Genomic DNA, 15,387 nt, shown 5'->3' with positions numbered 1-15,387 from the left:
CCCCTTTTTTCACCTGTTATCTGCAATTTGAAAATTCAAGTTTTGCGGTAACGCCAGCCATTCACAGCATTCTTCCTACTTTAATTCACGGAAAGCGAGGATTCATCCGATGCCTACTCTAGTGACAAAACCCAATAACCGACAGCTTGCGTTTGACGGCGAGCGCCTTGGCGTATATGCCGACCGTATTTTGCAAGGTCTACATAACCTCGATAAGGAGCGCCTGCTGCGCGGCGTGAATGCCAAGCTCCGCCGCGACGAGGTGACCGGCGAAGAGATCAGCAACGCCTTTACGATGTCCGCCCTGGAGCTGGTCAGCAAAGACGAGCCGGATTGGAAATTCGCGGCCGCCCGCTCCCTGCTGACTTCCCTCTACAAAAAAGCGGCGGTAAACCGCCGTTACAAAGCTTACCCGGAGGAGCCGTACGGCTCGTTTTACCACCTGATCTCCGAGCTGTGCAAGCTGGGCATTTACCGCGAAGAACTGCTCGAGTGCTACACGAAAGAACAAATCGAAGAACTGGGCCGCACGATCGCCCCGTCCTGCGATTTGCTGTTCGACTATATCGGCCTGCTGACGTTAACCGAACGTTACCTGGCGACCGACTTCGACGGACGGACGATGGAGCTGCCGCAGGAGCGCTACATGGTCATCGCCATGTACCTGATGCATAAGGAGCCGGAAGAGAAACGCCTCGAGCTGGTGAAGGAAGCGTATTGGGCGATGAGCAACATTTATATGACCGCCGCGACCCCAACGATGTCCAATGCCGGTAAAAAAGTAGCCGGCCAGCTGTCCAGTTGCTTCATCGATACCGTGGATGACTCCCTTGAGGGCATTTTCGACTCCAACACCGATGTGGCCCGTTTGAGCAAAATGGGCGGCGGTATCGGCGTCTACCTCGGCAAGGTCCGCGCCCGCGGCTCCGATATCCGCGGCCACAAGAACACCAGCTCCGGCGTTATCCCTTGGATCCGCCAGTTGAACAACACCGCCGTCAGCGTCGACCAGCTCGGAACGCGGAAAGGCGCGATCGCGGTTTATCTGGACGTTTTTCATAAAGATATTCTCGCTTTCCTCGACCTGAAGCTGAACAACGGGGACGAGCGGATGCGCGCGCATGACGTTTTCCACGGCGTCTGCCTGCCCGACCTGTTCATGGAGGCGGTCGAAGCCCGCGGCGAATGGAATCTGTTCTGCCCGCATGAAGTGAAGAAAACGATGGGCTGGAAAGACGAGAACGGGCGCGCGCTGGGTTTGGAGGACTTCTATGATGAGGAGTTCGGGAAAGGCAGCTTCCGCGAAAAATACGCCGAGGCCGTCGCCCACCCTACCCTCTCGCGCATCACGATGCCGGCGATCGATATCATGAAGCGCATTCTGAAATCGCAGTTGGAAACCGGTACGCCGTACATGTTCTACCGCGATACGGTGAACCGCGCCAACCCGAACCGCGCGCATGGGATGGTATACTCGTCCAACCTGTGTACGGAAATTATGCAAAACCAATCCCCGACCGTCGTCGAGCAAGAGGAGCTGGTGACAAAGGACGGGCAAACCCGGATCGTCGTGTCCAAAATCCCGGGCGACTTCGTTGTCTGCAACCTGAACTCGATCCACCTGGCTCGTGCGGTGCCGGCCGGCGTGCTGGAACGGCTGGTGCCGATCCAGACGCGCATGCTGGACAACGTCATCGACATCAACAATATCGAAGTGCTGCAGGCGCAATACACGAACAGCCAATATCGGGCGATCGGGCTCGGCACGTTTGGTCTGCATCACCTGCTCGCGCTCGAAGGCATCCGCTGGGAGTCCAAAGAGGCCGTGGCGTACAACGATGCGCTTTACGAAAAAATCAACTACCTGCTGGTCAAATCCAGCATGGAATTGGCCAAGGAAAAAGGCAAATATCCAAAATTCGCCGGCTCCGACTGGGAGACGGGGCATTACTTCGAATCCCGCGGTTATGTTGACGGCACGCGCGAGGGCAAATACGTGACGACCGAACAATGGCGCGAGCTGCAGAAGGAGGTCCACGAGAACGGCGTCCGCAACGCTTGGATGTTCGCGATCGCGCCAAACGGATCGACCTCGATCATCGCCGGCTCCACCGCCAGCATCGATCCGCTGTACGAGCTGCTCTCCTACGAGGAGAAGACGACCTACAAGATCGCCAACCCGGCGCCGGACTTGTCCGAAAAAACGATCTGGTACTACAAGACGGCGTTCCTGATCGATCAGCACTGGTCGATCGACATGGCCGGCGCCCGCCAGCGCCACGTTGACCAGGGGCAAAGCTTCAACCTGTACGTGCGCCCGGACATCAAGGCCACCGAGTTCCTGGAGTTGCACCTGCACGCCTGGAAAGCCGGGCTGAAGTCGACGTATTACGTGCGCAGCCGGGCGCTGACGATTGAGGAGTGCGAGTCGTGCGCATCGTGATCTCAACCCTCCCCACCCCTCCCTTACCGTAAGGGAGGGCGCCCAAGGGCCCGCTGCCCTCTGGTCTCCCGCAAACTGGGGGAACGTGGGAGTGACTGAGGCGCTCCTGCACGCTCTCCCCTGCGGGGATACGCTTAGGTTGGCTCGTGGAACGCTTTTCCCCCTTCGGGTACGTCTTACTTTGGGCGCACCCGGGTCACCTGGGAAACCGTGCTGCTCATGACTGCTGCTTTCGAGGCACCCGGGGGACGTAGGCGCCGGGAGCGCTTCTCGCCCTTCGGGCCCGCTCTACTGCGGCGCTCCTGCGGGGCGGGGACTGCGACTGTGGCGGTAAATGGTGCTACAGCGTGCGTAACCCTCGTTGTCCCCTTCGGGGATGCACTTTACTTCGGAGCAAAGATTAGTTAGTTAAGTGACGATAGAGCGGCAAAGGTGCTTGAAATGCCACTGCGTGCTAGAAGGCGTTGTCCCCTGCGGGGATGCGCTTACTTCGGAACAAAGATTAGTTAGTTAAGTGACGATAGAGCGGCAAAGGCGCTTGTAATGCCACTGCGTGCTAGAAGGCGTTGTCCCCTGCGGCGATGCGCTTACTTCGGAGCAAAGATTAGTTTGTTAAGTGACGATAGAGCGGCAAAGGCGCTTGTAATGCCACTGCGTGCTAGAAGGCGTTGTCCCCTGCGGGGATGCACTTTACTTCGGAGCAAAGATTAGTTTGTTAAGTGACGATAGAGCGGCAAAGGCGCTTGTAATGCCACTATGTGCTAGGAGGCGTTGTCCCCTGCGGGGATGCACTGACTACTGGTGCAAAGATTAGTTAGTTAAGTGACGATAGAGCGGCAGGGGGCGGTTGAAATGCCACTGCGTGCTCGGAGGCGCTGTCCCCTGCTGGGATGCGCTCTCGTTTGAGCATATATACATGCGGGGAATAAGAGCATTTCAACCCGGCGGCCCATAAACTGCATTTTCCAGCCATCGTTCAACTTACGCCATCACATATTTAAGGAGCGAAATCCCATGCAACTTCAAACGATTTTTAATACGGAAGCGCCGAATAAATCGACGCGGATCATCGGCGGCGAATGCTCGGGCATCCTGAACTGGAACGACATCCGCATGCCGCATATGTACAAGCTGTACAAAGTGCTGCTGCTGAACCATTGGATCGCGGACGAGATCCCGATGGCCAAGGACGCGCAGCAATTCGCCCTGCTCGACTCGGAAGAGCAGCGCACGTTCAAGATCAACATCTCGCTGTTGGCGGTGCTCGACTCGATGCAAACGATGTTCGTCGGCGATGTGAAGCGCTACTTCACCGACTCCTCGCTGGAGGCGATTTCGGCGATCATCGGGCAGCAGGAAGTGGTCCACAATCAATCGTATTCTTATGTGCTCTCTTCGATCGTGTCCGAACAGGAGCAGAAAGAGATTTTCGAATATTGGAAACATGATCCGGTGCTGCTGGACCGCAACAAGTTTATCTCCGACATCTATCAGAACTTCCGCAACGAACCGACGCCGCAGTCGTTTTTTGAAGCGCTGGTCGCCGACCTCATTCTCGAGGGGATTTTCTTCTACAGCACGTTTGCGTTCTTCTACAATCTGGCGCGCGACCAGAAGATGATGGGGACAAGTCAAATGATTTCGTACATTCAGCGGGATGAGAACCAGCACTGCTACTTTTTCGCCGAGGTATTCAAGCAGTTGCTGATCGATTATCCGGAGCTGAACACGAAAGAAAACATCGACTATGCGTACCGCACGATCGACCGGGCGGTAGAGCTCGAGACGAACTGGGCTCACTATACGCTGAAAAATGTACAAGGCATCGACTTGAACGAATTGTCCGATTACATCAAATACATCGCCAACAAACGCTTGATGCTAATGGGCCTGGACAAAGCCTACCAAGGCGTCGATATCAACTGCATGCCGTGGATCAAACCGTTCTCCGACGAGGCGCTGAATGCGACGAAAACGGACTTCTTTGAGGCCAAATCCCGCAATTACGGCAAGGTCGGCGACGACAACGGGTTCGACGACCTGTGACAATCGCGCGGCATAACTGCCCTTCCGCTGGTGACTGCGGGAGGGTGTTTTTTTGCATAAAATGGACTCGCATTTCCTTACGGTTTAAAATAATAAAATATGCTAATATCAACTACCCCATCGGCCTCGGGCCTGAACTATCGGAAGGATGTTTGCATTTATGGATTTACTGATCACCGTGATTATGCTGCTCATCTGTCTGGTGGCCTCGAACATCATCAGCCACTATATCCCGTTTATCCCCACGGCGCTTACGCAAATCGCGCTCGGGATCATCATCGCTTTAACCTTTAACGGGCTCTCGCTGGAACTTGAGACGGAATGGTTTTTGCTGCTGTTCGTTGCTCCGCTGTTGTACAACGACGGCAGGCATTTCCCCCGCGATCAGCTATGGAATATGCGCGGGGCGATACTCGGGAACGCGATCGTTCTGGTGGTACTGACCACGCTGGGAGGGGGTTACCTGATTCATGCGGTAATTCCCGGCATTCCGCTGGCGGCGGCCTTTGCGTTGGCCGCAATTCTGTCTCCTACCGATCCGGTGGCCGTCAACGGGATTGCCAAGCGGATACATCTCCCGGAAAAGGTGCTGAATCTCGTCCGAGGGGAATCGCTGATCAACGACGCCTCGGGCCTGGTTGCCTTCAACTACGCGGTTGCCGCGGTCGTGACGGGATATTTTTCGCTGCGAGAGGCCTTGTTTGATTTTTCCTATATGTTTGTGATCGGGGCCGTGCTGGGTCTGGTGCTCAGCTTGATCATGACCTGGATCCGGTTCTCCCTGCTCAAGCAAGGGATTAAGGACGCCACGCTGCATTCGCTGCTGCAAATTCTGACCCCGTTCCTGATTTTTATCGTCACGGAGGAATTCCTGCACGCTTCCGGCGTTATTGCCGTTGTTGTGGGCGGTATCGTGCACTCGCTGCTGCGGGAGCGGACGGAAACGATGCTGGCCGAAGAACAGGTGCTGACGGAAAATATCTGGTCCACCGTGCTGTTCATCCTCAACGGGATCGTCTTCCTGCTGCTCGGGTTAAACATCCCGTCGTCGATGCAGGCGACCGTCGATAATCCGAATATCGACAATGTCCTGGCAATCGGGTACGTGCTCGTCGTCGGGGTCGGGATTTTGGCTATCCGCTTCGTTTGGTCGCACTTGTTCGCCATTTATGAATACCGGAAAGCCAAAGGGGAAACGGTTGAAAAACCTACCGTAAAAGCCAGCCTGCTGCTGACCCTGACCGGGGTCCGCGGCGCGGTAACGATGGCCGGGGTATTATCCATCCCTTATGTGGTCGCCAGCGGAGGGCCGTTTCCAGAACGGTCGTTAATTTTGTTTTTGGCGGCAGGCGTTATCTTGTTTACGTTGATTGTGGCCACGATCTTTTTGCCGATGCTCAGCAAGGGGGGCGTGCCCGGCGAAGAAGCCGGGGATTTCATCGATATGAACGAAGCCCGTACCCGCGTGCTGCGGGTTGCGCTGGGCAAGATCAAGGAGGAAATGAACGAAGATAACAAGGCGGCGGCCTACCAGCTTATGGACGAATACAGCCGACTGCTTCAGCCCTCCTTGGATCAATGGGGCAATCGCCGGCTGGATCGGCCGGCCATTCTCGGGAAAATCACCGAGTTGCGCCGAGCCGCACTGAAGGTGGAACGCGGCTATATCCAACAGGCGATGGAGGCCGGAAGCATGGACAAAGACATGTTCGAAGCGTTCGAGAAGGCGCTGGACCTCCGGGAAGAGAAGCTGTCGCAAAGCGGCCGGGCCCGCTTCTTCTTCTTGGTCGACAGTGCGGTGCGGGACTTCCGGCGCGCGAAACGCAAATACAAAGCTTACGCGATGAAGACCGAAGGCCGGGACATCCAGCTTCAGGCGATGCAAGCCGCGCTCGAGCATTTGCAGGGGCTGAAGAAAGGGAACGAGTCGGACAACCTCCTGCAATCCGTCATCCTGAATTACAAACGTGCCATCGCTCGCCTGAAAGGCGCATCGGCTCAATTTAACGAGAAATCGGAAGCGCAGAAGGAAGAGTTGCGGCTACTGGTCATGGACGCCGAACGTGCGGAAATCAACCTGATGTACGTGAATGGCGACATCCACCGGGAACAAGCCCGGGAATTGCGCCGAACGATCAACCAGATCGAAAGCATCGCCCTCTACGAGCATGAGGTTTAATTCGGCGGGAAGGCGATTTCACCTCCGTTTCGGAGGGCGCCGCGGCGGGACGTCGAGCGGGGCGGAGGCGGGACGCCGGGCGAGCGTAACGGAACGTAGTGCGCTTATTCGGCGAAAAACGGGCGCACAAAAAATCTAACGGAACCACGGGACGCTATTGGGGCGAATTTGCCTTGGATCAGGCAAACATCAACCCAATAGCGTCTCTACGTTCCGTTAGATTGGCGGACCCGCGGTTTTCGCCGCAATAAGGTCCTCTCGTTCCGTTTCGCGAGCGGCGAGGGGCTTGCCCGAGTGCCCCCGAGACGCGGGGCCCCACGGCCTCGACGGCGGCGGCGTCCCTGCGCCGAGGCAGGCCGGGCCCCGGGCGGCGTGCCGCAGCGCGTCGACCAAGCCGCCGGCCGCTTGGCGGCGGCTGGCCGCCAGCAAGCCCACGCCAGCCGCTACGCTAGGCCGCGCGCCCTCGGGCCCTGCGCTCCCTTGCGCCCTAGCGCTTGCCCGGCCGCGCGGCATTCATAGCGCCGACTCGCAGCTCCGCCCATGGCAGCGGCGAGCCGCCGGGATGCCGGAGGCATACCGTCCGGCTCTCGCCCGGCAGCAGGTCAAAGTAGTTGTCGCTGAAACGGACCCGGCCCAGCGGCAGCTCCATCTTGACCAGTCGGGCAGCCCCCCGGCCGGAGGCCGTGACCGTGACGGTCTGTTCCGCCTCGTCGACCCGCACATCCAGCTCAGCCTCGGGCAGGTGCAACTCCTTCGGGTCGCGCAGGTAATAGCGGTTCGCAGGCGCCGCGAACCCGATGGCGCTTAGCTCCACCAGCACCTCCTCCGGCGCCGCTCCTGCCAACGCCTCCGCCTCTTCCAGGCTCCCGAGCGGCAGCGCCGTTTGCGGCGGTATCTTCGCCACAAATGAAAACCGACGAACGCCTTCGGAAGGAGTGTCCGGCATCTCCGCAGGTCCGCCTCCCCTTCCCCGGACTCCCAGCATCATCTCCGCAGATCCCTCACCCGCATCATGGTCTCCCGTCCCGCTCTCCAGCATCCCCGCAGACCCGCCTCCGATCCCTGCGGCTCCGGGCGCCCCTGCCGGATCGCCGGCCAGGGCCAAGGGGTGCACCGTTAACGTCACTGTCCCCTCCAACGGCTCCAGCGTATCGTTGACGACCCAGACGCGCAGCGGCTCGCCCGGTTCATGCTCCAGCGACAGGAGCACGGGGTGAAAGAAGGTTTTGCCGTAGTAATACGAGGCCTTCGGCAGCAGCTCGTAATCGATCATCGACCAACTCGTCCCCGGCCAACTGTCGTTCAACTGCCACACCAGCGCGCCGCTGTTGCGATGACGGTGGCGGCGGTAATGCTCGATTCCGTACTTCAGTCCTTCGGCCTGGGTCAGCATGGAGAAGTTCATGTATTCCTCGATATCGCGCGGAATCCCCGTGTAGCCTTCCATCAGCAATATCCCTTTGCGGTGGTTCGTATCCTTGTTGCGGTAAGCCATCTCGGCGCTCCCCCAGGCAAACTGACCTTCCGGGAGGTTTTTCTCCAGCGTATATCGGTTCGCCGAAGCATGCATTCCGAACTCACTGCTGAACAAAGCTAAGTCCTTTTTGAAATTCTTGAACGTAACGCCTTCGATGCTGTAATCCAACAGCGGCTTCTCGCCTTGCATCCGCGGGTATACCGACCCATGCCACACTTGCCAGTTATGGCGGTCCCCGTGATTCGGATCGTTGGCGTCGTACCCCTCCCGGGCCCCATACGGCGACGAAGGCCAATACGGGCGATGCGGATCCAGCTCGGCCAGCAGTCCGGGAATCAGCTCATGATAAATCGTCTCTCCGAAAAACGGTCCGGTAATCTCACCCGCAGCCGACTTCATGTCAACCAACCAGTCGATTTCGTTGTTGCCGCACCAAAGCGCAAGCGAGGCCCGGTTCCGCAGCCGCTTGACGTTATCGATGATTTCCTGCCGCACATTGTCCATAAAATCGTGGTTGAAGTCCGGGAACAACGCGTTGGCAAAAGCGAAGTCCTGCCACACCAGCACGCCGCGCCGGTCGCATTCCTCGTAAAAAATGTCCTTCTCGTAGATGCCGCCCGCCCATACGCGCAGCATGTTCATTTGCCCTTCCGCGGCCATCGCGATCAATTCGCGGTAGGTGGAGTCCGGAATCGATCCGATCAGATGATCGGCCGGAATCCAGTTGGCTCCTTTGGCATACACCTTAATGCCATTAAGGATAAAAGCAAACGACGGACTGCCGTCGGGGTTTTGCAGCGATAACTCCAGTGTCCGTATGCCAAAAGGCTGCTCATAGCGATCAACCTCTTCACCGCCGGCAACCAGCGCCACCTCCAGCGCGTACAAGTAAGGCTCGCCCAAGTCATGCGTCCACCACAGACGCGGCAGGGCGATCCGCAGTTCGGCCGACGCCGCCCCCTTCGTTCGAAAAGCGTTCGGAAAAACTTCCCGCAGCCGCGCTTGAACGCCCCATAAGGGCCCGCGCCCGCATTCTTCCAAAACGGGAAGCTCGGCGGACGCAACCTCGTTCCCCTCCGCATCCAGCAGCCTAGCGATGGCCACCGCCGTCGTCCCGGAACGGTACGCTTCCGCCTCGGCGCTTACCCGGATGACCGCTTCCCCCGCCGCCGCGGACAACGTTGCGGCATATACGCCGGTCAGCTTCGCATGTCTGCGGCGTTCCAGCCGAACCGGGCCCCAAATGCCGGTCGTCACGATCCGCGGCCCCCAGTCCCAGCCGAAGTTCATGGCCGCCTTGCGGAGCCAGGGGCGCTCCTTCGTATAGGAGGACCATTCGAGCTGCTCTTTGTCCCGGTGATGCGGATACAGCGGATCGAACCGGACCGCAAGCGTATTCCGGCCCTCACGGACGATGCGCGTGATATCGAACGTATAGGTGCGGAACATGTTGGAGGACGCGCCGATCTCATGGCCATTGACGTAAACGGCTGCAAAGGTGTCCAGTCCCGTAAACGCCAGCTCGATCCGTTCCGCTTCTCCCGGTTCGGCATCCAGCTCAAACGCCGTACGGTACCACCATTCTTTCCGCTCGATCCAGCGGCATTTCGCATCGTTATGCCCGAAGTAGGGAGGCTCGATGATGCCCCGTTCCAGCAGCGCCGAATGGACATCGCCCGGAACGTCCGCTTCGATCCAGAAGCGGTCGTCCAACCCGGGAGCGGCCAGCTCCAAAGGCGGTTTCTCCCCAACATCAAAATGCTGCAGCCTCCATGGACCCGATAAAATCATGAATCGCCCCTCTTTTCCCTGGTGATGTAGAATCGGCAGGTTATCCCTCGCCCGTCGTAGCGCCAGCCGCATCGTATCCCAGCGCCTCCTCGCGGAATTCGCTGGGCGTCTTGCCCGTATGCTTCTTGAACAACCGGCTGAAGTACTTCACGTCCTCGTACCCGGTCAGTCCGGCGATTTCGCTCACCTTGGCCGGGGATACGGCCAGCAGCTCCATCGCCCGGCGCATCCGCAAAGCGGTGACATAATCGCCGAAGGTGCTGCCGGTCTCCTTCTTGAACAGCTCGCTTAAGTGTCCGGGGTGCAGGTGCACATAAGCCGCAACCTGCTGCAGGCTTAGCTCTTCGGCCGAGCAGGACTCCATATAAGCCTTGGCCCGCTGCACGTGGGAAGCTTGCCCCTCGCCGAGCCGGCCGTGATACAAAGTCATCACCGCATGCAGATGGCGGAACAGCTCCTCCTTCAGCTTGGCTCCTTCGACATGCTGCTGCAGCCACGGCTCGAAGCGCGCCGCCCGCTCCTTCCCCAAGGCCCGGAGCGTTCGCTCCAGCCAGCGGTGCGCGGCGACCGCCGCCGACTGCAGGCAGGCCTGATACGACTCCGGCGTGCACTCCGGATCCTCGGCCAGCTCGTCGGCCAGCCGATGCGTCCAGGCCCGAAGCGCCATCGGATCCTGCTCCAGAAGAATCGAGCCCAGCCCGTTCTCTTCCTCCTGGGTCAGCACCGTCCGCCCGCCTTTGCGATCGGCGATCTCCCGGTAATCGAGCAGCTTCCGACCGGTCAGCAGATCGCGGTAGGCAAAGGCGGCTGCGGCCGTAACATAACTTCGGTGCACCTGATCCGGATCGTTCACGACAGCGCCAGATGCCAGACGCAGCCGGCAGTTCAGCAGGTTTTCCATCCGTTCAAGCAGCCCTTTGAACCGCCCGCCCCCGGATTCCAGTTCCCCCGGGAAGGAAGCGGTTACGCAAACGATTTGACTTTGATGGATTAACACCGCCGCTCCGGGCAGCAAATCCTCCAGCATATTTTGCACGGCAAACCGCAGCAGCGAATCGGCATCGTCCTCCTGGCCCCAGCCGTCGGCGGACAAAATCAAAACCTGCCGATCCCCCGAGCTGCCGGAGACTTCCTTTGCCCGATACTCGGGATCGGAAAGCACCGAAAGCGCCGATGCCTCGCCTTCAATGACCCACTTATACAGCTGCCGCCGCCGTTCTTCGCGGGCCTGCCGCTGCGCGCGGGAGTTCTCGGCCCGGCGTTCCAGCAGCCGTCGCTTGGCCTGAAGCACGGTTCGGATGATTTCTTCCGGTTTGCTCGTCTTCAGCAAATAGTCGCCCACCCCCTGGCGGATCGCCTGCTGGGTATAGGCAAAATCCCCGTAACCCGACAGAATGATCACCTCCAGCCCCGGCAGCAGCCCGGCGGCTTCCTCCGCCAGCTCCAAGCCCGTTTTGCCGTTCATGCGAATGTCGGTGATCAAGATATCCGGCCGCTCCGTCGCAAGCCGCTCAAGTGCCTCCTCGGCGGAAGCGGCCGGCGGAAGCAGATTCAGACCCAACTCGCCCCAGGAGATGACGCTGGCGAGTCCGGTCCGGATAATCACCTCGTCATCCACGATCAATACGTTCATGGCGATCCCTCCAAGATCGGAATGGAGAACGAAACCTGCGTACCCTCGCCTTCCCGGCTGTCTACGGAAAGCTGCGCTTCCCGCCCGTAATGCAGGAGCAGCCGCTCGTTGACATTGCGGAGCCCGTACCCGGCGGACCCTTCCGCCGCAGCTACCGTGGCCGCCGTTTCCGCCAAGGCCGCACTCGGCATCGCCGCCTGGGCTTCGCCCGCCCTTTCCGCGGCCGGCTGCAATAACGCCTGCCGAACCGTCTGCAGACGTTCGGCGCCCATCCCAAGCCCGTCATCCATGACCATCACGTTCATGCGTTTTCCCTCCGGTTGGATCAGAATCGTGATCGTACCGATTCCCTCGCGTTTTTGAATCCCATGAATCAAGGCGTTCTCCACCAAAGGCTGCAGCAGCAGCTTTAGCATCCACTTGTCCAGAAGCCCTTCGTCCACGATATACTCGACGGCGAACTTATCGGGAAAGCGAATCGATTGAACGCGCACATAGTTGCGGATATGTGCCATCTCCTGTTCGACCGGGCAGTAATCCCTGCCCTGATTGAGGCTGATCCGCAAAAAGTCGCTTAACCCTTCGACCATATCGGCGATGCGCCGCTCCCCCGACATCAGGGCGATCCAATGGATCGAAGATAAGGTATTGTACAGGAAATGCGGGTTGATCTGCGCCTGAAGCGCGCGCAGATCGGCTTCCTTCTTGCGAGCCTCCCCGCGGATCACCTCCCGCTTCAATCGTTCGATATGGGCGCCGAGCCTATTATAGCTACGGCCCAGCCGCCCGATCTCATCGTCCGAGGTCGCCGGAAAACGCGGCAAGGGCCGCTCCGGATCAATCCGCGACAAATGGCGGGTCAACACGCGCAGCGGCAGGGTGATCCGGCGCACCGTAAACCAAATGAGCAGCGTGCATACCAGAACGGACACGCCGACGACCGCAGCGGTTAACGTGAGGATGTAGCGGTTCTCCGCGCGGTATTGGTCGTAGGGGACGCTCCCCACCAGCATCCAACCGGTCAGCGGTTCGCGGCGATACAGCACCGTCGACTTGCCGTCCCCTTCGCCATAGATCACGCTGCCGCTCCTGTTTACGCTGGCCATACGCGGCCCGCTCCCGTCGTCCGTTTCGTCCGTGACGCCGCCTGAAATCATCGTGAGCAGGCCGGGCGCATAATCCTCCAACGGCCGGCCCAACCTGGACTTGTCGGCGGAGGACAGGATCGTACCGTCCCCCCCGATCAGCTCAACCTTGCCCAGACCTTGCCCAAACTCCGGCGATTCCAGGTTGCGGGCCAACTCCCGTTCATCCAGGCTGATCGCCAGCCAACCCAGTCGGCGAAAATCGTAAATGCTGCGGATCGGCCGGAACAGGGTCATTACCTGCTCCATCCCCGCGTAGTCGCGAATCCCGTAAATTCCGGACCACGTTTTTCCGCCGCCGGCAAACGCCTCCGCCGCCTCGGGCGGGAGCTCGCTTTCGTACCAGGTCGCCGTGGAGAGGCGCCCTTCAAACAACTCCGGATAGACGGCGATATTGGCGATATAGGGCTTGGAGGCCGCCAAATTGGTCATCCGCCCGACCAGCTCGGTCCGCTTGGCCTCGTCGTCCTCCGGCCCGGCCAGATAAGACTGCAAGTCACGTTCTCCGATCAGGAAGATCGACAACGTTTCGATATCCTCCAGCATAAAGCGCAGATTGGCGTCCATTTGCTTCAGCATGTCGCTGCCGGTCAGCTTCGTTTTTTCCTCGGTGATGTTGGAGGAGATCACAAAGGCGAACAGCCCTAAAGCCAGCATCGGCACAATCATGGACGCCGCAACCACCACCGACAGCTTGCGCTGAAGCGACGTGGCCAGCCATTTGTGCATATCGCGCGCCCCCTTTGCTTCGGTGTAGGATGTTCCTCCCCTATCCTTTCACCGCGCCAGCCGTCATCCCCTTCATCATCTGTTCCTGAAACAGCAAATAGAGGACGATCGTCGGGATCACCGACAGCGTCATGCCCGCCAGCGACAAGCCATAATCCGTCTGGTAGCCGTCGGCGAAGTTGGCGATGGCCAGCGGCAGCGTTTTGAGCGCCGTTTTGTTGATGAACACAAGAGCGAAGGAGAAGTCGTTCCAGGAATGCAGGAAGCTAAGGATCGTCACCGTTGCCAAAGCCGGAACCGACATCGGCAGCATGATGCGGAAGAACAATCCCCAGAGGCCCGTGCCGTCGATAAAAGACGCCTCCTCCAGCTCGCGCGGGATGCTCGTCAGGTACGCCGTCAGCACGAACACGGCCGTGGGCAGCGCAAAAGCGGTGTAGGGCAAGATCAACGCCCAGTACGTGTTGAGCAGCGACATCTGCTTCATGAGAATAAACAGCGGGACCAAGGTGCTGTGAATCGGAATCAGCATCCCGATCACGAAAAAGGTAAGCACCCCGCCTTTCCAGCGGAATTGGAAACGGGCCAGAATAAACGAAGTCAACGCGGCGATGAACAACGTCAGCACCAGCGACCCGACGGCCACGATCAGCGAATTGCCGAACGCCGTGCCGAGCCGCGAGCTTTCCCAGGCCCGCGTGAAATTGTCGCCATGCCACACCTGCGGCAGACCGAAGGGACGGGCGTAGAAATCCGCATTCGTTTTGAATGCGCTGATCACCAGCCAAAAAAACGGGTACAAAGTCACCGCGCCATAAAGCGTCAACAGGCTCCAAAACAAGACCCGGACCGGTTTGCCGAGCACCCGCCCGCCGCCGCCGACCCCCGCTTTTCTCGCCGATAGGGGCCTTGTCGTATTCATGTTCATGTTCATGGGCTCCTCCTTTCCTTTCAAGCGGCGTCTTTTTTACGGTTGGTCAGCCATTGGCTGGTGCCGATCAGCAGCAAGCTGATGATCATGATGCTGGTGGAAATCGCGCTCCCGAACCCGTACCGATAGGTCGAGAACGTCGAATTATACATATACGTCGCCAGCAGCTCGGTCGCATGCGCCGGTCCGCCCTTCGTCATAATGTAGACGAGGTCGAAGGACTTCAGACTTCCCGAGATGCACAGGATCACCGCCACCTGCACCGTGTTCCTAATCATCGGCAGCGAGATGGACAGCAGCTTGCGGACGCCGGAGACGCCATCGATTTTGGCCGCGTCGTGAATTTCGCCCGGAATGTTTTGGAGCGCCGACATGAAGATGATCAGATACAATCCGACGTAACTCCAAATCAATGGAGGAATCAGCGAATAAATGGCGATATCGCCGTCCGACAGCCACTCCAGCTTCCAACCGGATAGGCCCAGCGCGTCCAGCAGAAAGTTCAGGATGCCGATCTGCGGATGGTAGATGTACTGCCAGATCATCCCGATCACGACCGTGGACAGCACCATCGGGAGAAAAACCGCCGAACGCAGGAAGCGCTGCAGCAGGTTGCTCTTGTGCAGCAGCACCGCCAGGGCGAGGGCCAGCGGAATTTGGCCGAACACCGAGGCCAGCACGAACACGACGTTATTTTTCAGCGCCCGCGCAAACACGGGATCCCGCAGAATTTCCGCATAGTTGCTCAGGCCGGTATACTTCGCTTCGCCGATCCCCGACCAGTTGAAGAAGCCGTAGTACGCCGACCAAATCACCGGTACGAACACGAACAGCGAGTAAATCACCAGCGCGGGCAGCAGTCCGGTGATGATGAAGCTCTTGCTGCGCAATGCGTTCATGCACTCTCACCTCCTTATAAGGGGAAAAATCATAACCACCCGTCCAACGGGTGGTTTGCTCTTGGGGTATAACCCCCTGTTGCCAAACTGCGCCTAAAGACGCTAGCCTGACAA

The 15,387-nt window shown here is 58.9% G+C and carries 8 protein-coding genes; 3 read left to right on the top strand and 5 right to left on the bottom strand.

Annotation, left to right across the window (positions count from 1 at the left end):
- Positions 1–109 precede the first annotated feature (109 nt).
- From ACZF99_RS03310 to ACZF99_RS03300, 3 genes are all read left to right on the top strand, one after another.
- Positions 110–2,443 carry a ribonucleoside-diphosphate reductase subunit alpha gene (locus ACZF99_RS03310; RefSeq protein WP_483609041.1) on the top strand — a complete coding sequence of 778 codons (2,334 nt, stop codon included), beginning with the start codon at positions 110–112 and terminating at the stop codon, positions 2,441–2,443.
- 1,014 nt (positions 2,444–3,457) lie between these two features.
- Positions 3,458–4,489, top strand: coding sequence for a ribonucleotide-diphosphate reductase subunit beta (locus ACZF99_RS03305; protein WP_483609039.1), 1,032 nt, complete (start codon positions 3,458–3,460; stop codon positions 4,487–4,489).
- Between the two features lie 160 nt (positions 4,490–4,649).
- The gene (locus tag ACZF99_RS03300) at positions 4,650–6,668 is read left to right on the top strand and encodes a Na+/H+ antiporter (protein WP_483609037.1); all 2,019 of its coding nucleotides are present in this window, start codon (positions 4,650–4,652) and stop codon (positions 6,666–6,668) included.
- A 487-nt stretch (positions 6,669–7,155) separates the two neighbouring features.
- On the opposite strand, the gene ACZF99_RS03295 is transcribed toward ACZF99_RS03300, so the two are convergent.
- Genes ACZF99_RS03295 through ACZF99_RS03275 form a run of 5 tightly spaced genes read right to left on the bottom strand, consistent with a single transcriptional unit; the run spans position 7,156 to position 15,273 of the window.
- Positions 7,156–9,936 (bottom strand): beta-mannosidase, encoded by a 2,781-nt coding sequence (locus ACZF99_RS03295; RefSeq protein ID WP_483609035.1) that lies wholly within the window; start codon positions 9,934–9,936, stop codon positions 7,156–7,158.
- A gap of 40 nt (positions 9,937–9,976) precedes the next feature.
- A complete protein-coding gene (locus ACZF99_RS03290; RefSeq protein ID WP_483609033.1) occupies positions 9,977–11,569 on the bottom strand; it encodes a response regulator transcription factor in 1,593 nt (530 codons plus the stop codon).
- The gene (locus tag ACZF99_RS03285; protein WP_483609031.1) at positions 11,566–13,443 is read right to left on the bottom strand and encodes a cache domain-containing sensor histidine kinase; all 1,878 of its coding nucleotides are present in this window, start codon (positions 13,441–13,443) and stop codon (positions 11,566–11,568) included. The genes ACZF99_RS03290 and ACZF99_RS03285 overlap by 4 nt, the downstream gene beginning before the upstream one ends.
- Before the next feature lie 40 nt (positions 13,444–13,483).
- Positions 13,484–14,371, bottom strand: a complete 888-nt coding sequence (locus ACZF99_RS03280; protein ID WP_483612511.1) for a carbohydrate ABC transporter permease — start codon at positions 14,369–14,371, stop codon at positions 13,484–13,486.
- 23 nt (positions 14,372–14,394) lie between these two features.
- Positions 14,395–15,273: a carbohydrate ABC transporter permease gene (locus tag ACZF99_RS03275; RefSeq protein WP_483609029.1), complete on the bottom strand. Its 879-nt coding sequence runs from the start codon at positions 15,271–15,273 to the stop codon at positions 14,395–14,397.
- Between the last annotated feature and the right edge of the window lie 114 nt (positions 15,274–15,387).

The organism is Paenibacillus sp. JL3B1040, assembly GCF_057063165.1.
The sequence above is the reverse complement of the archived record's forward strand: the minus strand, read 5'-3'. Positions and strand labels throughout refer to the sequence as shown.

Bases quoted from the DNA above. Each gene is read 5' to 3' on its own strand.
- ACZF99_RS03275 (WP_483609029.1), bottom strand. From the start codon at position 15,273: ATGAACGCATTGCGCAGCAAGAGCTTCATCATCACCGGACTGCTGCCC.
- ACZF99_RS03305 (WP_483609039.1), top strand. From the start codon at position 3,458: ATGCAACTTCAAACGATTTTTAATACGGAAGCGCCGAATAAATCGACG.
- ACZF99_RS03280 (WP_483612511.1), bottom strand. From the start codon at position 14,371: ATGAACATGAATACGACAAGGCCCCTATCGGCGAGAAAAGCGGGGGTC.
- ACZF99_RS03285 (WP_483609031.1), bottom strand. From the start codon at position 13,443: ATGCACAAATGGCTGGCCACGTCGCTTCAGCGCAAGCTGTCGGTGGTG.
- ACZF99_RS03300 (WP_483609037.1), top strand. From the start codon at position 4,650: ATGGATTTACTGATCACCGTGATTATGCTGCTCATCTGTCTGGTGGCC.
- ACZF99_RS03290 (WP_483609033.1), bottom strand. From the start codon at position 11,569: ATGAACGTATTGATCGTGGATGACGAGGTGATTATCCGGACCGGACTC.
- ACZF99_RS03310 (WP_483609041.1), top strand. From the start codon at position 110: ATGCCTACTCTAGTGACAAAACCCAATAACCGACAGCTTGCGTTTGAC.
- ACZF99_RS03295 (WP_483609035.1), bottom strand. From the start codon at position 9,936: ATGATTTTATCGGGTCCATGGAGGCTGCAGCATTTTGATGTTGGGGAG.